General features: G+C 75.5%; 18 protein-coding genes. 9 read left to right on the top strand and 9 right to left on the bottom strand.

Annotated features, from left to right (window positions below; genetic code table 11):
* Positions 1-117 precede the first annotated feature (117 nt).
* The 3 genes from ACFV7Q_RS06165 to ACFV7Q_RS06155 are packed head-to-tail and all read right to left on the bottom strand — an operon-like array spanning position 118 to position 2,371.
* Complete coding sequence (locus tag ACFV7Q_RS06165; protein WP_385424140.1) at positions 118-999, bottom strand: biotin-dependent carboxyltransferase family protein; 882 nt, start codon at positions 997-999, stop codon at positions 118-120.
* Positions 996-1,613: an allophanate hydrolase subunit 1 gene (locus ACFV7Q_RS06160; RefSeq protein ID WP_385424137.1), complete on the bottom strand. Its 618-nt coding sequence runs from the start codon at positions 1,611-1,613 to the stop codon at positions 996-998. Before ACFV7Q_RS06160 ends, ACFV7Q_RS06165 begins: the two co-directional genes overlap by 4 nt.
* Positions 1,610-2,371, bottom strand: a complete 762-nt coding sequence (locus ACFV7Q_RS06155) for a LamB/YcsF family protein (RefSeq protein ID WP_385424289.1) — start codon at positions 2,369-2,371, stop codon at positions 1,610-1,612. Before ACFV7Q_RS06155 ends, ACFV7Q_RS06160 begins: the two co-directional genes overlap by 4 nt.
* A gap of 203 nt (positions 2,372-2,574) precedes the next feature.
* Between ACFV7Q_RS06155 and ACFV7Q_RS06150 the strand changes: the two genes are divergently transcribed.
* From ACFV7Q_RS06150 to ACFV7Q_RS06135, 4 genes are all read left to right on the top strand, one after another.
* Positions 2,575-4,080, top strand: a complete 1,506-nt coding sequence (locus ACFV7Q_RS06150) for a hypothetical protein (protein WP_385424134.1) — start codon at positions 2,575-2,577, stop codon at positions 4,078-4,080.
* Positions 4,077-4,238 carry a hypothetical protein gene (locus ACFV7Q_RS06145; protein ID WP_385424131.1) on the top strand — a complete coding sequence of 54 codons (162 nt, stop codon included), beginning with the start codon at positions 4,077-4,079 and terminating at the stop codon, positions 4,236-4,238. The genes ACFV7Q_RS06150 and ACFV7Q_RS06145 overlap by 4 nt, the downstream gene beginning before the upstream one ends.
* Positions 4,235-5,134 (top strand): hypothetical protein, encoded by a 900-nt coding sequence (locus ACFV7Q_RS06140; RefSeq protein ID WP_385424129.1) that lies wholly within the window; start codon positions 4,235-4,237, stop codon positions 5,132-5,134. Before ACFV7Q_RS06145 ends, ACFV7Q_RS06140 begins: the two co-directional genes overlap by 4 nt.
* A 78-nt stretch (positions 5,135-5,212) precedes the next feature.
* Complete coding sequence (locus ACFV7Q_RS06135) at positions 5,213-9,889, top strand: hypothetical protein (protein ID WP_385424127.1); 4,677 nt, start codon at positions 5,213-5,215, stop codon at positions 9,887-9,889.
* A 148-nt stretch (positions 9,890-10,037) separates the two neighbouring features.
* Here the strand turns inward: ACFV7Q_RS06135 and ACFV7Q_RS06130 are convergent, their stop codons facing one another.
* Complete coding sequence (locus tag ACFV7Q_RS06130) at positions 10,038-10,541, bottom strand: hypothetical protein (protein ID WP_385424124.1); 504 nt, start codon at positions 10,539-10,541, stop codon at positions 10,038-10,040.
* A 422-nt stretch (positions 10,542-10,963) separates the two neighbouring features.
* Between ACFV7Q_RS06130 and ACFV7Q_RS06125 the strand changes: the two genes are divergently transcribed.
* The 4 genes from ACFV7Q_RS06125 to ACFV7Q_RS06110 are packed head-to-tail and all read left to right on the top strand — an operon-like array spanning position 10,964 to position 15,338.
* On the top strand, positions 10,964-13,738 hold the full coding sequence (locus ACFV7Q_RS06125) for a nitrate- and nitrite sensing domain-containing protein (protein WP_385424122.1): 2,775 nt from the start codon (positions 10,964-10,966) through the stop codon (positions 13,736-13,738).
* The gene (locus tag ACFV7Q_RS06120; RefSeq protein WP_385424119.1) at positions 13,735-14,172 is read left to right on the top strand and encodes a roadblock/LC7 domain-containing protein; all 438 of its coding nucleotides are present in this window, start codon (positions 13,735-13,737) and stop codon (positions 14,170-14,172) included. The genes ACFV7Q_RS06125 and ACFV7Q_RS06120 overlap by 4 nt, the downstream gene beginning before the upstream one ends.
* Positions 14,173-14,182: 10 nt before the next feature.
* Positions 14,183-14,731, top strand: coding sequence for a DUF742 domain-containing protein (locus tag ACFV7Q_RS06115; RefSeq protein ID WP_385424117.1), 549 nt, complete (start codon positions 14,183-14,185; stop codon positions 14,729-14,731).
* Positions 14,712-15,338 carry an ATP/GTP-binding protein gene (locus ACFV7Q_RS06110; RefSeq protein WP_385424114.1) on the top strand — a complete coding sequence of 209 codons (627 nt, stop codon included), beginning with the start codon at positions 14,712-14,714 and terminating at the stop codon, positions 15,336-15,338. Before ACFV7Q_RS06115 ends, ACFV7Q_RS06110 begins: the two co-directional genes overlap by 20 nt.
* A gap of 320 nt (positions 15,339-15,658) precedes the next feature.
* On the opposite strand, the gene ACFV7Q_RS06105 is transcribed toward ACFV7Q_RS06110, so the two are convergent.
* Genes ACFV7Q_RS06105 through ACFV7Q_RS06095 form a run of 3 tightly spaced genes read right to left on the bottom strand, consistent with a single transcriptional unit; the run spans position 15,659 to position 18,103 of the window.
* Positions 15,659-16,855 carry a lipid-transfer protein gene (locus ACFV7Q_RS06105; protein WP_385424111.1) on the bottom strand — a complete coding sequence of 399 codons (1,197 nt, stop codon included), beginning with the start codon at positions 16,853-16,855 and terminating at the stop codon, positions 15,659-15,661.
* Positions 16,852-17,358, bottom strand: coding sequence for a Zn-ribbon domain-containing OB-fold protein (locus ACFV7Q_RS06100; RefSeq protein WP_385424108.1), 507 nt, complete (start codon positions 17,356-17,358; stop codon positions 16,852-16,854). Before ACFV7Q_RS06100 ends, ACFV7Q_RS06105 begins: the two co-directional genes overlap by 4 nt.
* 55 nt (positions 17,359-17,413) lie before the next feature.
* Complete coding sequence (locus ACFV7Q_RS06095; protein ID WP_385424105.1) at positions 17,414-18,103, bottom strand: M15 family metallopeptidase; 690 nt, start codon at positions 18,101-18,103, stop codon at positions 17,414-17,416.
* 23 nt (positions 18,104-18,126) lie between these two features.
* On the opposite strand from ACFV7Q_RS06095, the gene ACFV7Q_RS06090 reads away from it, so the two are divergent.
* Positions 18,127-18,636, top strand: coding sequence for an NUDIX domain-containing protein (locus ACFV7Q_RS06090; protein WP_385424102.1), 510 nt, complete (start codon positions 18,127-18,129; stop codon positions 18,634-18,636).
* Positions 18,637-18,726: 90 nt separating this feature from the next.
* Here ACFV7Q_RS06090 and ACFV7Q_RS06085 read toward each other — a convergent pair whose 3' ends face one another.
* Together ACFV7Q_RS06085 and ACFV7Q_RS06080 are read right to left on the bottom strand one after the other, a co-directional pair.
* Positions 18,727-19,197, bottom strand: a complete 471-nt coding sequence (locus tag ACFV7Q_RS06085) for a hypothetical protein (protein ID WP_385424099.1) — start codon at positions 19,195-19,197, stop codon at positions 18,727-18,729.
* 179 nt (positions 19,198-19,376) lie between these two features.
* A complete protein-coding gene (locus ACFV7Q_RS06080; protein WP_385424097.1) occupies positions 19,377-21,944 on the bottom strand; it encodes a glycoside hydrolase family 31 protein in 2,568 nt (855 codons plus the stop codon).
* Positions 21,945-22,018: the final 74 nt, after the last annotated feature.

Here is a 22,018-nt window from a genome sequence, read left to right as displayed (position 1 = left end):
CCGGACGCGCGCCCCGGTGGGCCGGTGGCAGGAGCTCGTCGGGAGGCCCGGAACCCGTCACCGGAAGGGAACTCACCGGGAGGGCACTCACCGGGAGGGCACTCACCGGGAGGGGACTCACCGGGAGGGGACGAACCTGACCGGAACCCCCGGCCGGGCCTGCGCGGCGGCGTCCAGGGCAGGGCCCGGCGGGACCACGCCCACCACCGGGTAGCCACCCGTCACCGGATGGTCGGCCAGGAACACCACCGGCAGGCCGTCCGGCGGCACCTGCACCGCGCCCAGCACCATGCCCTCGCTCGGCAGCTCCCCGACCCGGGCGCGGGCCAGCGGCGTCCCCGCCTCCGTGCGCAGGCCGATCCGGTTCGACGCGGGGGAGACCCGGTAAGCCGAACGCCACAGCGAGGCCAGCGAAGCCGGCTCGAACCAGTCCGCCCGCGGCCCCGGACAGAGCGGCAGCACCAGCTCCGCCGGAGCCGCCGGCACCGGCAGCACGTCCGCGCCCCGCACCGGATCCGGCCCGGCCGGGCCCACCGGCAGCACGGTCCCGCCCGACGGCACGGCCGGCCCCAGGCCCGACAGCAGGTCCGTGGAGCGACTGCCCAGCACCGGCGGCACGGCTAGGCCGCCCCGCACGGCCACGTAGCTGCGCACCCCCGACTCCGCCCGGCCCACTTCCAGATCCGCTCCCGCCGGGACCCGGACCGGCGCCCCCCAGGCCACCGGGCGGCCTGCCACCCGTACGGCGCAGGGAGCGCCCGTGACCGCAACCGTCACCGCGCCGGCGGATCCGGCCCGCAGCCCCACCCCGTCCAGGGTGGTCTCCAGGACGGCCGCGTCCGGCGGATTGCCCACCAGCCGGTTGGCCAGGGCGTACGCGGCCGCGTCCAGCACACCCGACCGGGGCACGCCCAGGTGCGCGTGACCGGGCCGGCCCGCGTCCTGGACCGTGGTCAGCGCGCCCGGCCGGACCACCTCCAGCACCCTCGCCCCGCTCACCCGGCCACCTCCTCGAAACGCACCCGTACCCCCGGCGCGAACAGGGCCGCAGGCTCGCGCGCCGGGTCCCACAGCACGGCGTCCGTGGTCCCGATCAGCTGCCAGCCGCCGGGAGAGGAGCGCGGGTACACCCCGGCGTACTCGCCCGCCAGCGCCAGCGACCCTGCCGGGACCGCAGTGCGCGGGCTGTCCCGCCGCGGCAGGTGGAAGCGCTCCGGCAGACCGGTCAGGTAGCCGAAACCGGGCGCGAAACCGCAGAACGCCACCCGGAAGACGACCGACCCGACGACCTCCGCCACCTCCCGCTCCCGCATCCGCCACAGCCCGGCCACCTCCGCCAGGTCCGGCCCGTCGTACCGCACCGGGACGGTGACCAGCGGCCCCTCGGCCTCCGCGAGCGGCGGCACCTCCCAGCGCACGATCCGTTCCGCCAGCGCCGCGGGCTCCCGCACCCCGTCCAGCAACACCGTGCGCGCGGCCGGTACGACGTCCCGTACGGGCCCCAGCCCGCCCGCGTCGCGCCGCCGCAACACCTCGGCGTGGAGCGCGGCGACCTCCGCCGCCGAGTCGAGCTCGACCAGCACGGCCTCGACGCCCACGACCAGGGCCCTCACGCGAAGGCCTCCACGCGCACGCCGGCCGCTTCCAGGGCCTGCCGCACGCGCCGCGCCAGCCCGGCCGCCCCCGGCGTGTCCCCGTGCACGCACAGCGAGCGCGCCGGCACCGCGATCGTCGAGCCGTCCGCCGCCGCCACCGCGCCCTCGGCGGCCAGGGCCACCGCCCGCGCGACCACGGCGTCCGGGTCGTGCAGCACCGCCCCCGGCTCCCCCCGCGGCACCAGCGTCCCGGCGGGTGTGTACGCCCGGTCCGCGAACGCCTCGGGGACGGGCGTCAGACCGGCCGCCTCCACCGCGCTGAGCAGCAGGGAACCCGGCAGGCCCAGGACCGGCAGATCGCCGTCCGGGCCCGCCGCCGTGCGGACGCCCGCGACGACCGCGGCCGCCTGACCGGCGTCGTAGACGGTCCGGTTGTACAGCGCGCCGTGCGGTTTCACGTACGACACACGGGAACCGGCCGCCCGGGCGAACACCTCCAGCGCCCCGATCTGATAGGCGACCTCGTCCGCCAGCTCGTCAGCCGGCACGTCCATCGCACGCCGCCCGAAGCCCGCCAGATCGCGGTACGAGACCTGCGCGCCGATCCGCACCCCCCGCTGGACGGCCAGCTCGCAGACCCGCCGCATGATGGACGGGTCCCCGGCATGGAAGCCGCACGCGACGTTGGCACTGGTCACGACCGACAGCAGGGCTTCGTCATCGGTGAGCGTCCAGCGCCCGAAACCCTCACCCAGGTCGGCATTGAGATCGATCAGAGGCGTGATCACGGAAGCCATGGCGTGAGCCTAGAGCAGTGCCCGGCCGGCGCGGCCGCCCCGCGGGCGTCTGCGCAGGCGTCTGCGCAGGCGTCTCCGCGGGTGCCGGGGCGGCCCGCCCCGGCGACGCACCAGGTCGGGGACCGATCAGGCCGAACCGTGCCGTTTGGGCCGTTGTCCCTGTCAGCGCCTAATCTTTGTCCGTGACTCTCCTTGCCCCGGCGAAGACCCCTCCGTCCCCGGCGCCGGGCCCGGCCGCCGACGAGGGCCTGGCCCGGCGGCTGCGCGCGCTCGCCTGCACCGCCCCGCTCCACGACCTCGACGTACGCAAGGCCAACCTCGCCGGCGAGTACGGGATCTACGCGATGGCCGAAGTCGCCCTCGCCGCGATCGACCTGGTCACACTCCACATGGACTTCGACACCGGGGCCGACCACGACCAGATAGTGGCCCGGCTGCTGCCGCGCGTGGCCGCCCAGGCCCCCGACCGCCCCGCCGCCGAGCACGAGCGGGTGGCCCGCTGGGTCCTCGAGAACCTGATCAACGTGGGCAGCGTCGACCGCGGCTTCCGCGCGATCTACGGCACGTTCGGCCCCGACGGCGTCTACGTCCGCCGCGACTACGACTTCAAACTGCTCGAAGAGGTGCCCGGCTACGGCGGCGCCGTCTACCTGCGCACCACCGACGAGGCCGTCAACGTCCTCGTCGGCGCCCTCGACACCGACGTCACCAGCGCCCAGATCGCCGCTGAGGTCAAACTGGAGGTCCTCGTCAGCCGCGGCCGCCTCGCGGACGCCCAGCTCGCCGCCGAACAGGCCCGCTACCGCACCGTCCAGTACGCCGAGACCCTGCGCCGCACCCTGGAGGCGACCCGGCGCAACGTCCGGGCCGTCGACTGGCTCCAGTCCGTTCCCGACATGATCGAGGAGGCCCTGGACCACGTCGCCGACCGCTACCGGCACGAAAACGCCATCCTGACGAACATCCGCAAGGTGCGGGACGAGGCCGAGGAGCCGGAGAACAAGCGGCGCGCCGCCGAACTCGTCGACATCGTCAAGGACTGCATCCGCCGCCACACCCAGCTCCAGTCGCGGCTGCTCGAAGCCGGCCCCCTGTTCCGCGCCGAACAGGACCGCCAGGCCTTCGCCGCCCCCGCACCGCGCTCCGGGATCGACCTGTACGGGCAACTGGTGGCCCCCCTGCTGCCGCTGCCCGTCGCCGAAGCGACCCGCGTCACCGACGCCTTCTTCGCCTCCGGCACCGGCCTGCGCACCCCCGTCTCCGTACGCGTCGCCGACCTGGTCGACATCCTGCTGACCCCGCCCGTCGAACGTGAGCACCTCGGCGCCGAAATGCCCGAGCCCGACCTCATCGCCACCCCCGACGACAGCCGCTTCAGCGAGGAGCAGCTCGCCGCCGCGATGGAACTCCTGGACCTGCCGCACGACGCCCCGCGCCGCCTGTCGGGGCTGCTCGCCGAGGCCCGCCGCACCGACCCGGACCTGCCGTACCTGGTGGCCCTGCTCGCCGTCCACGCGGCGAGTCCGGCCGTCGGAACGGCGTACCGCCAGGGCGAGGAGCGGCTCCTGTTCGCAGTGGACGACGGCACCGAGCTCTTCGACCCCGAGTTCGGCGGTGCCGACCTGATCGTCGGGACCGCCCTGCTCGATGCGGCGGCGATGGCCGCCGACCGCACGGAGGCCGCATGACCCCCCGCGCCGGCACCCCGTCCCGCACCGCCACCACCGCCCGGCACCGGCCCCGGCCGTACCGGGCCGCCGGACACCGGACCCGGCCGTACGGCGCCGACCCGGCCGCCGTGCGCGCCCGCACCACCACCGCACACCACGAGAGGCAGTACCCGTGACCGACCACCACGCCGAGCACCCCGCGTGGAGCGAGGCCGACGCCCCGACGGCGCCGTCCGCCCCGGCCGGCTCACACGTGACCCCGGCCGACGCCGCGGACGCGGCCCGGCTCGTCGCCTTCGGGCTCCAGCCCAAGCTGCTGCCGGCCCGTGACGCCGAGTACGCCGAACTGCTGCGCCGCTACCGCGAGGACCCCGGCTTCGGCCGCCTCGCCGACGCCGTCGCCACCGGCCTCGGACTCGTCGTCCTGGAGGTGTCCCCGCGCGCCGGCATGGCCGTCGCCGCCGGAGAGGACTCCGTCTTCGCCGTCCGCATGGGCGACTACGCCCGCCGCACCACCGCCGACTCCGGCGACCGCTTCCTGCACGGCCTCGCCCACCTCGCCCTCGCCGCCCTCGCCTTCCCCCGCCCCGAGGACCTCGCCGACGACGGCTACATCGGGCGCGTCACCGTCAACGGCGTCGACGCGTTCGTCCGCCAGGCCTGCCGCCGCCTGGAGGAGCGGGCCGAGGAGACCGGCGAGAACACCGACCCGGCCACCGACGCCCCCGGCCTGGAGGCCGCGTGGCGGGTCTACGCCCGCCGCAGCGCCACCGGCGCCACCAAGGACGCCCGCCGCCTCGCCGGATCCACCACCGGCATCGTCGGCAAGGCCGCCGCCTTCCTCACCGACTCCGGGTTCCTCCAGCGCACCGGCGACGACGCCGGCGGCACCTACCGCACCACCCCCCGCTACCAGCTCCAGGTCCGCGACATGGCGGGCAGCGCGGCGATGGCCGAGCTCCTGGAGCTCGGCGTGGTCCCCGTCAGCGACGGCACCGCCAGCCTCCTCCCGCCGCCCGAGGGCGACGACCTGGAGCTCGCCCCCGACGCCGGCCTGCCCTTCCACGCCTGAGCCCCGCGCACGCCCGAGCGCCGCGCCCCCACCGCAGACCCCCGTACCACCCACCAGACACCACGAGAGCCCGCCGCCATGTACGAGCTGTCCCGGATCCGCCTCTACTCCATCGGGCCCGCCGGCGCACGCTACGCCGACACCGTGCTCGACCTGCGCGGAGTGGGCGAACCGGTGCCCCACCCGGCACCCGCCCAGGCGGAGTTCTTCGAGGACGAGCCCGCCGGTCCGCCGCGCCGCCCCGCCCCCGCCGGCGTGCTCTTCCTGGAGAACGGCGGCGGCAAGTCCGTCCTGCTCAAGCTGATCTTCTCCGTGATGCTGCCCGGCCACCGCAACACCCTCGGCGGCGCCAGCTCCGGCGTCCTGCGCAAGTTCCTCCTCGCCGACGACTGCGGCCACGTCGCCCTGGAGTGGCAGCACACCCAGACCGGCGAATGCGTCGTCGTCGGCAAGGTCAGCGAATGGCGCGGCCGCCAGGTCTCCAACGACCCCCGCAAGTTCGCCGAGGCCTGGTACTCCTTCCGCCCCGGCCCGGGCCTCAGCCTCGACAACCTGCCCGTGGCCGAGTCCACCGCCGTCCGCCCGCCCGTCGAGGGAGCCTCCGGAGCCCAGGGCCGCCGCCGCACCATGAAGGGCTTCCGTGACGCCCTGACCGAGGCGGGCAAGGCGTACCCGCACCTGGAGGTGTACTTCGAGGAGATCCACGACCGCTGGAACGAGCACCTCACCGAACTCGGCCTCGACCCCGAACTCTTCCGCTACCAGCGCGAGATGAACGCCGACGAGGGTGAGGCCGCAGGCCTCTTCGCGGTCAAGAAGGACTCCGACTTCACCGACCTCCTGCTGCGCGCCGTCACCGACACCCGCGACACCGACGGACTCGCCGACCTCGTCCACGGCTTCGGCAACAAGCTCGGCCGCCGCGCCGAGCTCATGGCCGAGCGGGAGTTCACCGCAGGTTCGGTGGACCTCCTCACCAAGATCGTCGAGGCTGCGGAGACGCGTTCCCGGCTCCGCGACGTCCACGCCGGAGCCGAGCGCCGCACCCGCACCCTCGCCCGGCGCCTTTCCGCGCGCGCCGCCGGGGAACGCGACCGCGCCGCCGAACTGGCCCAGCGCGTCACCGGCGCCGCCCACGCCGTCACCACCGCCGAGACCTCCCGCGACCGCAGCGCCGCCATCGCCGCCGAACTCGCCTACCGGCACGCCTCGCTGGCCCTGACCGTCGCCGACAAGGCCGCCACCGCCCAGCGCCGCGAGCTCCTGGAGGCCCGCACCCTGCACGCCGCCTGGCAGGCCGCCGAGACCGTGCTGCGCCACCGCGCCGCCGCCGACCGCTCCGCCCGCGTCGCCGCCGCCATCCTGGAGGCCGAGCGGGACGCCGCCCCGGCCCTCGCCGCCCGCGCCTCGGCCGCCGCCGCCCTCGTACGGGCCCTGCACACCGCTGCCGAACAGGGCGAGAACGTCGCCAACGAGGAGGAGGAACGCTCCGCCGCCCTCCAGGCCGCCGGAGAGGCAGCCCACCGCGACGCCACCGCCGCGGCCACCGCCGCCCAGCGCGCCCGAAGCGAGGCCGAGCACCTGCGGGCCCGGCTCGCCGAGGTCGAGCAGGAGACCGCCGAGGCCGTCCGGGCCGGCTGGCTCGACGACTCCGCGCCCGACGCCGACCCGGCCCGTGCCGCCCTCGCCGCCAGCGACGCCGAAACCGTCGCCGTCGCCGCATGGGACGAGGCCCGGGACGCCGCCCGCACCGCCGCCGACACCGCCCGGGAGGCCGCCGCCGCGGAATCCCGCGCCGAACTCACCGCCGCCCGCGCCGCGGACGCCGCCGACGCCGCCGAAGCCGCCCACGCCGCCGAACGGCTCGCCGCCGCCTCCCTGGCCGAGTCCCCCCGCCTCGCCGAACTCCTCGGCCTGCCGCTCGCCCGGCCCGCCACCGTCCCGCGCCCGCGCAGCGCGGACGGCACCCCGGCAGCCGCCCCCGACACCGCCCCGGCCCACGACCCGGCCGCCGGTGCACTCTCCGCCGCCGACCTCGACCGGAACGCCGAGGACCTCCGCGGCCTCCTCACCGACGCCGTCGCCTCCGCCGAGCGCCAACTCTTCGACCTGCGCACCGCCGCCGCCGACGACGCGCGCATCCTCGGCGCCCTCGGTGACGGCGGCCTCCTGCCGCCCGGCCCCGACGTCCTCGCCACCGTCGAATACCTCGGCGAGCACGGCATCCCCGCCCTGCCCGGCTGGCGCTACCTCGCCCAGTCCGTCGACCCCGCCGACCACGCCGCCGTCCTCGCAGCCCGTCCCGAACTCGTGGACGGCGTCATCATCACCGACCCCGACACCCACTCCCGGGCCCGCGAGGTCCTCGGCGGTGCCGCCCTGCTGCCCCGCTCCACCGTCGCCGTCGGCACGGCCGCGGCCCTCCTCGCCCCCGTCCCCCCGGCCGGGGCCGGCCCGGCCGGCGACGCCTCCGGCATCTTCATCGTCCCGCCGAACCCGGCCATGCACGACGAGCACGCCGCCGACGAGGAACGCCAGGCCCTGCGCGCCCGCGCCACCGCCCGGGACACCGAGATCCGCGAACTCGCCGCCCGCCTCGCCGGCGACCGGGAACTCGCCGCCCGCCTCGCCTCCTGGCGCACCGGCTGCCCACCCGGCCGCCTCACCGAACTCGCCGAGCAGGCCACGGCCGCCCGCGCCTTCGCCGAAGAGGCCGACGCCGAACTCGCCGAGGCCCGCACCGTCCGCGCCGAGGCCGACGAGGCCGCCGCGGACGCCGCCCGCGTCCGCGACGAGCGCCAGGACGCCGCCCAGCGCGCCCGCCGCGCCGCCGACGCCCTCGCCGGCCTCGCCTACCGCCTGCGCGAACGAGCCGGCTGGCAGGCCAAGGCCCGCGAGCTCGCCGACGAGGCCGCCGAGTGCGAGGCCCGCGCCGAAATCTGCCTCGACCGCGCCCGCGCCGCCGACGAGGACCGCCGCGCCGCCCAGCGCGCCGCCGATGACGCCCGCCGCACCGCGCGCGCCCTGCGAGCCGAACGCGCCGAGATCGCAGGCGCCCCCGAGACCCTCCCCGAGGACGAGACCGCCGCCCAGGACGGCCACCGCCCGCTGCCCGACCTCCGCGAGGCCTACCGGGCCGCCTCCCAGCTCTACGAGAAGGTCGGTGTCGGCGCAGACCTGCGCGCCGAACAGGCCCGCGCCGAGAGCGACGAGAGCGCCGCCCTCGCCGAACTCGACCGGCTCACCAACAAGGTCCGCACCCGCGCCGCCCAGCTCCTCGAAGGCACCGACGGCGCCGACGGCCCCTCCCGCCAGGCGGCCGCCGCCCGCGCCGAGGCCCTCGTCCACATGCTGGAGAGCCGCGCCTCCGCGGCCAGCGAGCAGCTCGGTCGGCTCCGCGGCGAGGCCGAACGCCACGCGCCCGCCGAAGGCGAGGCCCACACCGACCTGCCCGAGGAGATGATCCCCGAGGACGTCGAACAGGCCCAGGTCCTGCTGCGCACCGCCACCGCCCAGCTCGCCGCCCACACCGCCGCCGTGGAAGCCGCCCGCGCCGCCCACACCGACCTGCTGCGCGCCCACCGCGCCGCAGAGGACGGCGCCGGAGGCTTCGACGAGACCGCCGCCCTCCTGCGGGACCTCCTGCGCGACCACACCCCGCACGACGACGAGCAGGAGCAGGCCCCCCACCCCGGCACCCTGGAGGAGGCCCGGCAGTCCGCCACCGAGACCCGCCGCGCCCTGCGCGCCGCGGCCGCCGACCTCTCCGCCGCCGAGGCCGCCGTGCGCGAGGCGAGCGACGTCCTCGTCCGGCACGCCAACGCCAGCCGCTACGAGCAGGTACGCACCCCCGCGCGCCAGCAGATCCGCGAACTTCCCGCCTCCGCCCTGCCCGAGCACGCCGCGGCCTGGGCCGCCGCCTTCGCACCCCGTCTGCGCGTCCTCACCGACGAGCTCGCCCAGCTGGAACGCAACCGCGACAGCATCGTCGACCGGCTCCGCGGACTCGTGGAGTCCGCCCTGGCCACCCTGCGCTCCGCCCAGCGGCTCTCCCGCCTCCCCGACGGCCTCGGCGAATGGTCGGGCCAGGAGTTCCTGCGCATCCGCTTCGAGGAGCCCGACCAGGCCACCCTCACGGAACGGCTCGGCGAGGTCATCGACGACGCCACCCGCTCGGCGGTCAAGAAGAACACCGCCTTCGGCGAGGGCCGCCGCGACGGCATGTCCCTGCTGCTCCGCGGGGTCCAGGCGGCCCTGGAGCCCAAGGGCATCGCGGTGGAGATCCTCAAGCCGGATGCCGTGCTGCGCGCCGAGCGCGTCCCCGTCGGCCAGATGGGCGACGTCTTCTCCGGCGGCCAGCTGCTGACCGCCGCGATCGCGCTCTACTGCACCATGGCGGCACTGCGCAGCAACGACCGCGGCCGCGACAAGCACCGTCACGCGGGCACGCTGTTCCTCGACAACCCCATCGGCCGCGCCAACGCCACGTACCTGCTCGAACTCCAGCGGGCGGTCTCCGACGCGCTGGGCGTCCAGCTGCTGTACACCACCGGCCTGTTCGACACGACGGCCCTCGCTGAGTTCCCGTTGGTCATCCGGCTGCGCAACGACGCGGACCTGCGGGCCGGACTGAAGTACATCAGCGTCGAGGAGCACCTGCGCCCCGGCCTGCCCCAGCCCTCCGCCGAGGGCGAGACGATCCACGGTGAGATCACGGCGACCCGCATGTTCCGCCGTACCGGCGCGGCCTCCTGACCACCCGCGCCCGCGCCCCCGCCCGCGGGCCGGCCCGCCCGGCCCGCCCGGCCCGCGAGCAGCGCCCCACCGGTCTGCCGACCGGCCGGCCGTCGGTGGGGCCGGCCGTCCCCGCCGGGCCCTGTCGCGCCCGCGGCCGGGCGGCGGATCAGCCCCTGCCCGAGGTCGCCCCGTAGCGGGAGTCCGCGGACGCGGACGGCCACACGGCCCGAGGCCTGCCCTTCCTCGGTATTCGCCCGGCGGACCGGGCCTCGCGCCGGGCCCGGCGCGCCTCGCGCCGCGTGCTCCGCGCCGTGCTGCTCGGCTCCGACAGCACCCCGTACCGCTGGTTCCACATCTGTCGGGTGATCAGCACGTCCAGCACGGACCACGTCGCCACCACGGTCCCGGCTATCGACGCGAGGGCCATCGGGAAGGCCAGCCACGAGCCGGTCAGCGTCAGGAAGAAGGTGATCGTCGCCCCGGTCAGCGTGACGGCCACGATCAGTACCGCCCGCACCGCCGACTCCCGCACCGGGTCCGGCAGCCGTCGCCGCCCGACCGGCTCCTCCTGCCACAGAGAGGCCCTCGGCACGCCCGGGCCGGCCCCCCGTCCCGCGCCCGCCCCGGCGTCCCTTCCCGCTTCCGTGCCCCTGCCCTCGTAGATCCCCATGGCCCGCGCCTTCCCCTCCGCACTGCCGGTCATGTCTACCCGGCCGCCCCCGGCCGAACGACCCCGCCCGACGAATCCCCTCGAACAGGTAGACGTACGACGACGCCGAGGGATTCCCGCATCGCGGACTTTCCCCCACCCCGCCGACCACCGCGAACCCCGTCCGAGCCCGCCCGGAACGAAGACTTCCAGCCATCCGTTCCCTCGGCGGGACCGAGGCCCCACGAAGTGTCATCTGCCACATAACGGGCCGTGCTTGACCGGAAGTATCGGACAACTCGTGATCTTCGCCAAGGCGTCCGGCCGAAAACGTCCGGACACGCCTTCGAAGCCGTCGCACGGCAGTAGTAGGCTCACGCCGTTTGAACGACGGAACACCAATCCCCTGAACGGGGGTTGAGCTGGGGGAGGCTGGGGAGGCCATGCGGCTTCGCGGGAAGTCCATCCGCCGGAAGATCGTGGCGCTGTTGCTCGTGCCGCTCGTCTCCCTCACCGCGCTCTGGGGCTTCTCCACCGTCGTCACCGGCCGCGAGGCCCTCCAACTCCTCGACGTCGCCTACGTCATCGACAAGGTCGGCTACCCCGTCGAGGACGTCGTCCGCGTCCTGCAGAAGGAACGCCGCCAGACCCTCGTCGTCATCGGCGACCCCCGCGCCTCCGCCGCCACCGCAGAGCTCGCCAAACGGCGGGCCGCGACCGACCAACTCCTCGACCGCATCAGCAAGAACGCCAAGGACCCCGAGGTCGCCGAGGAGCTCGCACCTGCGGCCGCCCAGCGGCTGGACTCCATCCTCGACGCCTTCCACGGCATCGGCGCACTGCGCCGCTCCGTCGACCAGAACACCCTCGACCCCAACCAGGCGCTCGATCTCTACAGCCGCCTCGTCGACCCCTGCTACGACTTCCTCATGAACCTCCACGCCCTGGAGAACGTGGAGATGGACAAGCAGGGACGCGCCCTCGTCGGCATCACCCGCGCCCGCGAGACGCTCTCCCGCGAGGACGCCGTCATCGCCTCCTCCCTCGCCGCCCGCAACGTCAGCACCACCGACCTCCGGCACGTCTCGGACTTCGCCGCCAACCGCAACCTGCTCTACGGCCTCAACCTCGCGATCCTCCCCGCCGCCGACCGGGAGGTCTTCGAGCAGTACTGGAACGGCCCCCAGACCAAGTCGCTGCGCGACGCCGAGGAGCGGTTCCTCGCCGGCGGCGCCGGAAAGAACCCGCGCAGCCTCACCCCCGCCCAGTGGGACGAGGCCGCGAACAAGGTCCTCGACGACCTCGCCACCATGGGCACGGCCGCGGGCGACCGCTACCAGGAACGCGTCGAGCCCGTCGCGCTCAACGTCCTCCTCCAGGCCGCCATCGCCGGCATCCTCGGCTTCGTCGCCCTCCTCGTCTCCCTGATCCTCTCCGTGCGCATCGGCCGCGACCTCGTCCGCGACCTGTCCCGGCTGCGCAAGGAGGCCCACGAGGTCTCCGGCGTCCGGCTGCCCGCCGTCATGCGCCGCCTCGCCGCGGGCGAGCACGTCGACGTCGAAACCGAAGCGCCCCGCCTGGAGTACGAGAAGGACGAGGTCGGCCAGGTCGGCCAGGCCCTCAACACCCTCCAGCGCGCCGCCGTCGAAGCCGCCGTCAAGCAGGCCGAACTCCGCAAGGGCGTCTCCGAGGTCTTCGTCAACCTCGCCCGCCGCAACCAGGTGCTGCTGCACCGCCAGTTGACCCTGCTCGACACCATGGAACGGCGCACCGAGGACGCCGAGGAGCTCGCCGACCTCTTCCGCCTCGACCACATGACCACCCGCATGCGCCGCCACGCCGAGGGCCTCGTGATCCTCTCCGGCGCCGCCCCCTCCCGCCAGTGGCGCAAGCCCGTCCAGCTGATGGACGTCGTACGGGCGGCGGTCGCCGAGGTGGAGGACTACGAGCGCATCGAGGTGCGCCGCCTGCCGCGCCTCGGCATCGCCGGCCCCGCCGTCGCCGACGTCACCCACCTCGTCGCCGAACTCCTCGAGAACGCCACCGTCTTCTCGCCCCCGCACACCGCCGTCCAGGTCCACGGCGAGCACGTCGCCAACGGCTTCACCCTGGAGATCCACGACCGCGGCCTCGGCATGAACCCCGAGGCCCTCCTCGACGCGAACCTCCGGCTGGCCGAGACCCCCGAGTTCGAGCTCTCCGACACCGACCGGCTCGGACTGTTCGTCGTCAGCCGCCTCGCCCAGCGCCACAACATCAAGGTCGTCCTCCAGCCCAGTCCGTACGGAGGCACCACCGCCGTGGTCTTCCTCCCCGTCGCCCTGCTCACCGATGCCCCCGACACCAACGGCGCCGGCCTCCGCGTCGGCGACGCCAAGCACGGCAGGCCCGGCTCGGCGCCCGGCGCCGCCGGCAAGCGGCCCGCGCGCACCGCCCCGACCGCCCTGCGGCACAACCCCGCCGGCCGCCCCCTGCGCTCCGGCGACAGCCGCCGCCCGGTCGAGCTGGAGGCCCCCCTCGGCGCACTCGGCCTCGACGCCCTCGACGACCCCGCCGCACCGGACGGGATGACCACCGGCGCCGGCGGCCGCCCCGCCATGGCCACCCTCGACGACGAGACCCCGCCCCACGGCACCCCGCGCAGCGCCCTGCTGGGACTCCGCCCGGCCGACCGGTCGCACCCCGACCGGAGGCCGGCCCGCGACCGCGAACGCGAGCCGCTGGCCCCCACCGGCCCGGTCCGGCTCGACAGCCACCGCTCCGACACGCTGCGCGGCGCCCGCCCCGACGGCACCCGCAGTTCCGGGCCCGTGCCCCTGCCCCGCCGTCGGCCCACCCCGACGCTCGTCGCCGAGCACGGCCGCCGCGTGGAACCCCGCCCGGTCTCCGCGGTCCCCCCGGCCCCGCAGCCCACGGGCGAGCCCGAACCGGCCCCCGGGCGGGCCACGGGCCCCGGCGGGCTGCCCAAGCGCATCCGCCAGGCCAGCCTGGCACCGCAGCTGAGGAAGAAGACGGATGCGGCACGCGCCGAGGCCGCCGCCGATCCGGTGACCGACCGGGACGCCGAGGAAGTACGTACGCGGATGTCCGCACTCCAGCGAGGCTGGACGGCGGGCCGCGAACAGCAGGCACAGCAGCAGTCCGAGGCCGGGACGGGCACCAGCACCGCCGGTCCCGTGCACACGAGCGAGAACGAGAACGAGGGGGACGGTCGATGACCGCACCGCAGACCGGCAACGACATCCGGAGCCGCGGCTCCGGTCAGCTCAACTGGCTGCTCGACGAGCTCGTCGACCGGGTCGGCAGCATCCGCAAGGCAGTGATCCTCTCCGGGGACGGCCTTCCCACGGGCAGCTCCAAGGACCTGACCCGCGAGGACAGCGAGCACCTGGCCGCCGTCGCCTCCGGCTTCCACAGCCTGGCCAAGGGCGTCGGCCGCCACTTCGACTCCGGTGGCGTCCGCCAGACCGTGGTCGAACTGGACGAGGCCTTCCTCTTCGTCATGGCCGCTGGCGAGGGCAGCTGCCTGGCCGTGCTCTCCGACGCCGACTCCGACGTGGGCCAGGTCGCGTACGAGATGACGTTGATGGTCAAGCGGGTGGGCGACCACCTGTCGACCGCGCCGCGCTCCGGGCTGCCAGCCGGGGGGTGAAACGGACCGTATGAGCGATCCAGGCCAGGACCACCCGGACCACCGGGACCAGCCGGACCACGGGGACCACGCAGACCACCGGGATTACGGGGCCTACGCGGGCCACGCCGCCCACGGGGCCCACGGCGGCAACGGCACGGCCCCCGCCGGGTCCCCCGGCGCGGGCGGCGCGCCGGACCCCGCCCACCCCCACTGGTTCGACGACGAAGCCGGTCCCGTCGTCCGCCCGTACGCCATGACCCGCGGCCGGACCAGCCACGCCGCCCGCCACCGGCTCGACCTGATCGCGCTCGTCGTCGCCGAACCGGCGGCCGACGATCCGGTCTGGGAGCTGACCCTGTCCCCGGAGCACGCCCACATCCTCGACCTGTGCCGCGAGCGGCCGCAGTCGGTCGCCGAGCTCGCGGCCGAACTCGACCTGGCGGTCGGTGTCGTACGGGTCCTGATCGGGGACCTGGCCGACGAGGAACTGGTCCACGTGACCCGGCCGGTACCGCCGGCCGAACTGCCCGATGAATCCATTCTGCGTGAGGTGATCGATGGCCTTCGGGCGCTCTAGTCGTACCGGCGCCATGCACGCCGTGTCCCCGGTCGAGCCGCTGACCCTGAAGATCCTCGTCGCGGGGGGCTTCGGGGTCGGCAAGACCACGCTGGTCGGAGCCGTCAGCGAGATCAGACCGCTCCGGACCGAGGAGGACCTCTCCGAACCCGGCACCGGCATCGACGACACCGGCGGCGTGGAGAGCAAGAGCACCACCACCGTGGCCATGGACTTCGGGCGCATCACCCTGCGCGAGGACCTGGTCCTGTACCTGTTCGGTACTCCCGGACAGGACCGCTTCTGGTTCCTCTGGGACGAACTGGCCCAGGGCGCCCTCGGCGCGGTGGTCCTCGCCGACACCCGCCGGCTCGCCGACTGCTTCGCGGCCGTGGACTACTTCGAGCGCCGCGGGATCCCGTTCACGGTCGCCGTCAACTGCTTCGACGGTGCCGAACGACACCCGGTGGTGTCCGTGCGCGAGGCACTCGACCTCGATCCCGGGGTGCCGGTGCTGCTGTGCGACGCGCGTGACCGGGAGTCCGTCAAGGACGTCCTCGTCGGGGTCGTGGAACACGCGATGTCCCTGGCCCGCGCCCGCCGCCGGAGCCTGCCCGCCGGCACCTGAGCCCGGAGCCCCGAGCGCGGCAGCCCACGTACACGGAGGCGGCCCGTACCCCCGCCGACTGGGGTACGGGCCGCAGCTCTCACGGGGGGTTCCGGGGTCTGCGCGCGAGACCGTGGAGCGAGTGTGAACCCGCGGCCGGGGGCCGTCAAGCACGAGCACAGCACCGGTTTCCGTGGGCCCGCCCGCCCGCCCGCCCGCGCGCGCGCCCGCCCCCGAGCCCGCACCGCCCCGCGGAGCCCGCGCCGGCCTCCCGAGGGCCCGCGGCCCGTCTTCCGCGCGCCCCCGGCCCGGCTCTCCGCAGGACCGCCCGCCACGCGTCGTCACCGCACGGCGACGACGGCCGACCCGTGCCCGAACAGCCCTTGGTTCGCGGTGATCCCGACCCGCGCCCCCGGCACCTGCCGCTCCCCGGCCGTACCGCGCAACTGCCACGTCAGCTCGCACACCTGGGCGATCGCCTGTGCCGGCACCGCCTCCCCGAAGGAGGCCAGCCCGCCACTGGTGTTGACGGGCACCCGCCCGCCGAGCGAGGTCACCCCCTTCCGCAGCAGCGCCGCCCCCTCCCCCTCACCGCACAGACCGATGTCCTCGTACCACTGGAGCTCCAGCGCGGTGGACAGGTCGTACACCTCGGCCAACGAGAGGTCCTCCGGCCCGATCCCGGCCTCCTCGTACGCGGCCCGGGCGATGGACGCCCGGAACGGGCCCGGCGCAGGCACCCCGCCCGTCAGGGAGTCGGTGGCGATGTCCGGCAGGTCCAGGATCGTACGCGGATACACCGGCGTCACCGTCGACACCGCCCGGATCCGCACCGGATCCGCCACCCCGCGCGCCCGCGCGAAGTCCATGCTGCTCAGCACCAGTGCCGCAGCCCCGTCCGATGTCGCGCAGATGTCCAGCAGCCGCAGCGGATCGGCGACCACGGCCGACGCCGCCACCTCCCCGGCCGTCACGGCCCTGCGGTATCGGGCGAGGGGGTTCAGCACGCCGGCCGCCGCGTTCTTGACCTTCACCAGCGCGAAGTCCTCCGGTGTGTCCCCGTACACGGCCATCCGGCGGCGGGCGTACAACGCGAAGTAGGTCGGGTTCGTCGCGCCCAGCAGCCGGAACCGCAGCCAGTCCGGATCGTCCGGCCGGTCCCCGCCCGCCGGCGCGAAGAACCCCTTGGGAGCCGCGTCCGCCCCGACCACCAGCACGACGTCGGCCAGCCCCGCCAGGATTTGGGCCCGGGCCGCACCGATGGCCTGGGCCCCCGAGGCACACGCCGCGTACACGCTGGTCACCCGCGCCCCCTGCCAGCCCAAGGCCCGGGCGAAGGTCGCGCCGGCGACGTAGCCGGGGTAACCGGAGCGCACCGTGTCCGCCCCCACGACGGACCGTACGTCGGCCCAGTCCAGCCCCGCGTCGCAGAGCGCGGCCCGCGCGGCCGCCCGCCCGTACGTGACGAAGCTGCGACCCCACTTGCCCCACGGATGCATCCCGGCCCCGAGCACGGCCACGTCGCCGTGCCCGCTCACGACGCGCCCTCCGCGGCCCCGGCCCCCGCGCCGGACACCGGCCGGAACCGCCAGGTCGTCCACCGGGCCCCGCCGGTCGGGTCGTCCCCGCCGGCCCCCTCGTCCCCGTCGAGCACCCCGCCCACGACCTCGACCTCCATGCCGACCGCCAGATCGGCGACCGTGACGCCGGGCGCAGCCTGCCCGAGCACGACCATCCCCTCGGCCTCCAGTTCCACCGCGACCAGGGCGTACGGCTCCCAGGGCGCGTCCGGATCCGACACGTAGGGCGCAGGCGGCCGGTAGCGCCCGTCGGTGTACGACCACACCCGGCCGCGCGGCGACAGGGGCACCTCGGCCAGGACGCCGTCACCGGGGCAGCGGGGGTTGCGGCAGTACGCGTCCTCCCGCGGGAAGAACACCGCGGCGCAGGCGGAGCACCGGGTGCCGAGCAGCCGGAAGCCGCCTTCCGTCCCCGTGTCGGTGAACCACCCGTCCACGACGGGTGCCGGTGTGCGTTCCAAGACCCCTCCCGAGCAGCGTGATCGGTCTGACGCAGCCGCGTTGGCTGACGGAGCGTCAGAAGTGTGCCACGCCGCGCACGGAACGGACAGCGACCGGGAAGTCGAAGTAAGTGCTCGCGAACGCCTCCGGCTCGAAGGTGTAGTGCCACCACTCCTCAGGCAGGTTCACGAAGCCCTCCGCCCCGAGCACCCGCTTGAGCAGCTGCCGGTTGGCCCGGGCGGCGGCCGGAACCCGCGGGTCATCGGTGTGCGACAGGGGATCGAACAGGTCGAACGGCGTCCCCATGTCCACCGCGCGCCGTGACGGCAGCCGCACCAGCGTCACGTCCACCGTGCTCCCGCGACTGTGCCCGGACCTCTCGGCGATGTACCCGTCCGGGATCAGCCGCGCCTTGTCGACCCGCGGATAGAACTCGGCCTTCGTCTGCTGGTCCTCCGGGTCCGCGGCCCACCGCACGAACCGGTCCACGGCCCGCTGCGGCCGGTAGCAGTCGTACACCAGGAGCGAATACCCCTGTGCCAGCAGCGCCCGCTGGGCCCTCCGCAGCGCCTCGGCCGCCGGCCGGGCCAGCAGGCAGACCGGCTCCTCGTACCCGTCGACGACGCCACCGGTGAAGTTGTTCGGGCTGGCGTACCGGATGTCCTGGCCGATGGTCGGATCCACATCCGCCAACACCGCGAACCCCGGCGCGCCCGACCCACCGGCCAGCACCGCCACACATCCCGCAACCACAGCCGTACGCATGCCCCTTGCCTTACCATCGCGGGATGCCGCCACACCTGAGGGACTCGCACTGCTCCACCTGCGGAGCCTCGTTCGGCACCGCCGACTGGCCCCGTAGGTGCGGCGCCTGCGGCGCTGTCACCTATCGCAACCCGCTGCCGGTGGCGGTCGCACTGCTCCCGGTCGAGGACGGGTCCGGGACCGGCCTGCTGGTGATCACCCGCACGATCGAGCCGGCCCTGGGCGGCATCGCCCTCCCGGGCGGCTTCATGGACTTCGGAGAGGACTGGCGCGAGGCGGTCGTGCGCGAGCTGCGCGAGGAGACGGGCGTCGACGCCCGGGCCGAGGACGTCGCCCTCGCCGACGCCCTGAGCTCCCCGGGCGGCCACCTGCTGGTGTTCGGGCTCCTCCCGCCGCGTCCGGTGGCGTCCCTCCCGCCACCGGAGCCGACGGACGAAACCCTGGGCTGGCACGTCCTCCACGCCCCCACGGAACTGGCGTTCCCCCTCCACACACGGGCGGCGAAGGCCTGGTTCGCGGGCAGCTACGGCTGAGCGCGGCGGGGGAGGGGCGGCCGATCGGGCCGCATTCCCCGCCCCGCAGGGCGGGACCACGCCACCGCAGCGCGTCGCGCCCGCCCCCCGCTACACCGGCAGCTCCCTCACGAAGCCGGCGATCGCCGCCACGGCCACGGCGGCAGCCGTCACCGTCAGACCGCGCCGCCACAGGGTGGTCGCCGGGAGCGGGTGCCCGCGCAGCCACGCTCCTGCGACCGTGGGGAGCACCGCGATCGCCGCCGTGCAGGCCCACACCACCCCGAACGCGGGGGCCGACGCAACATGACCGTGCAGCCACCACCGGACCAGGACCGCCGGGGGTGCCGAGACCGGCACCATCAGCACCGCCACCGCGACAGGCTCCGGCCACGCCGTCAGACGGGCCGTCAGCCGGCCCATCAGCGCCAACGGTTTGACGAGCAGCACCCCGTGCAGGAAACCCGCCGCCACGGCCGCAACCGGTCCGACCGCGAGCACCAGCAAGCCCCTGCCCGGAGCCGGCTGCTGCGTCGCGACGACGAGCAGCGCCCATCCCGCGAGCAGCTGGCACGCACCCACGACCTCCGCTCCGGGCGCCACGTCCCATGCACGCGGGCCCTGTAACCACCGCAGCCGGGGGGCGTACGGCCGCGCAGCCCCCGCCGGGCTCGCCGAGACCATGACCAACCAACCCCCTGATCGACCCGCTCCGCGCAGCACGGCCGGTCCGCCGCGCTCGGGCAGGTTCCCGCGAGGACCTATGGCGGACCTACACCGTCCGCGGAGTCAGGACCGTACCCGAAAGCGCCGGCCGTATCCGTACTCGCCACCACACCCGCACCCCCGCCCGTGCTCACGCCCCCACCTCCAGCACCTCGACCACCCGCACCCACGTCAACCCCCCGCACCACGACACCCTCGACCAGCCCCCCGCCCTCGCCCTCCACCACCACCGCATCCCCCACCCACCGCACCGTGTACCGCTCCACCACGCCCGGCTCGAAGCCCGGCCCCGCGTCCCGGACCAGCACCCCGCCCCCCGTACGCCCCCGCGCCGGTGCCCACGCCTCCAGGGCCACCCCCTCGCCCCCCGGCCCGCGGACCGGCAGCACGGTCCCCGCCCGGACCAGCACCGGGATGCGGTCCGGCGGGGCGTCGAGGAGGACCTGGCCCGGGCCCTCGTACGCCCTCCCGGTCGCGGTGTCGTACCAGCACCCCCGCGGGAGCCGGACCGCCCGCCGCTCGACCCCGGGCTCCAGCACCGGCGCCACCAGCAGGGCGTCCCCCAGCAGGAAGACGTCCTCGCAATCCCGCAGCGCCCGGTCCTCCGGCGCCCCCCACCACACCGGCCGCACGTACGGCGCCCCGGTCCGCCGCGCCAGCTGGGCCAACGTCAGGAAGTACGGGCGCAGCCGCTCCCGCTCCGCCAGCACGGCCCCCGCGTGCCGCTCCACCTCGGGCCCGAACTCCCAGGGCTCCCGCCGCCCCGCCCAGATCGCCGAGTGCGTCCGGAACAGCGGCAGGTACGCACCCAACTGCAGCCACCGCAGGTACAGCTCCGGCGACGGCGAACCGCCGAACCCGCCCACGTCCGGGCCCGAGTACGGCACCCCGCACAACCCCATCCCCAGCACCAGCGCCAGCGAGGCCCGTAGCCCCTCCCAGCCGGTCTCCACGTCCCCGGACCAGGTGCCCCCGTACCGCTGCATGCCCGCCCACCCGGACCGGGAGAACAGGAACGGCCGCTCGTCGGGCCGCAGTCGGACGAGGCCCTCCCAGCCGGCCCTGGCCATTCCCAGCGCGTACACGTTGTGCGCCGACCGGTGGTCCCCACCGGCCCCGTCCATGGCGTGCCGGGCCGACCTGGGTAGCGTCGGGTCCCCGAACGGGGCGAAGGAAACGGGCTCGTTCATGTCGTGCCACACCCCGGAGAACCCCTGCGCCAGGCGCTCCGCGTACAGTCCGCCCCACCACTCGCGCACCGCCGGGTCCGTGAAGTCCGGGTAGGCGCACTCGCCCGGCCAGACCTCGCCCCGCACCTCGTCGCCCCGGGCGTCCCGTACGAACGCCCCAGCCGGCCCCACCGCCCGCCCGGCCGTGTGCAGCGGGTCGCCGACCTTCACCGCCGGATCGACGATCGACACGAGCCGTACGCCCTGCTCCCGCAACTCCCGTGCCAGGCCGGGCAGATCCGGAAACCGCTCACCGTCCACGGTGAACACCCGGTGCTCCGCGAAGTGGTCGATGTCCAGGTGTACGGCCGACAGGGCCAGCCCGCGAGACCGGTAGCCGGACACCACCCGCCGCACCTCCTCCGAGCTCCCGAACCCCCACCGCGCGTGCTGGTAGCCCAGCGCCCACGCGGGCGGCACGGCGGGGGCGCCGGTCAGCGCCGACCAGCCCTGCAACACCCGCGCCGGTGTTCCCACCAGCACCCAGCACCGCAACGGCCCGCCGTCCATGCGCAGCTCGCACGTCCCCGGCCGGTCGGGACCCGAGCCGGCGCCCTCCCGGCCCTCCCGCAGCACGACCCGCCCGTCCCACGGGTCGTCGTGGAACACCAGGTGCGTCCCCGCGTCCGCGACGACCATCTGCACCGGCATGGTGATGTACAGCGGGTCGTCGCCGGGCCCGAAGCCGCCCTTGGGGTCGGTGTTCCACAGCCGGTACACGCCGTCGCGCAGCCGCGGCCCGTCGGCCCGCCCGCCGAGCCCGAAGAACCGGGCGTCGGCCGGCACCTCGGCACGCACCGCCCAACGCGCCTCACGCCCACCACCCGCCGTGCCCGCCGCACCACGGGAACCACCGACATCACCCACGTCGCCCACACCGTCGCGACCGCCCGACCGCGCCCCCACCGGCTCCCACCACCGCGGGGGCAGTTCCCGCCGCAGCACCACCCCGCCGGGCGTGCGCACCTCCACGGCCCCGTGCCGGGACACGGCGACCGTCACCCGCTCCGACACCACCCGCCAGCCGCCGCCGGTGTCCGGCTCCAGCACCGCCCGCGGGTCGGGCTCCGGCCCGTCCCCCACCACGGCGTACGAGGGCGTAGCGCCGGCCCCGTCCCAGCTCCAGAACACGGCGCCGCCCGCCGCGACCCGCACGAGCAGCGCCGAGCGGGCGAACCGCAGCACCCCGCCGCCCGGCCTCGGCTCGGTACCGATCAGCGCCCCCGGCACACGAGCCCGCTCCGGCCCCCGACGCGGGAGCCCCACCGCGTCCGCGCGCCGGTGGCGCAGCGCTGCCCGCCATGCCCGCCGCCCCCGCTCCGTACCGATCTCCCTCACCGCATTCACCGCACGCACCAGATCGCGACCGTTCATGCTGCTCACCCTGCCACTGGCCGCCGACCGCACGGGGTGCGTTCAACTTCCGTTCACCCGTCCATCCACCTCCC

Source organism: Streptomyces sp. NPDC059851, from assembly GCF_042732005.1.
Taxonomy (GTDB): domain Bacteria; phylum Actinomycetota; class Actinomycetes; order Streptomycetales; family Streptomycetaceae; genus Streptomyces.
Note: the sequence above shows the minus strand (reverse complement) of the source record. Positions and strands in the feature narration are given on the sequence as shown.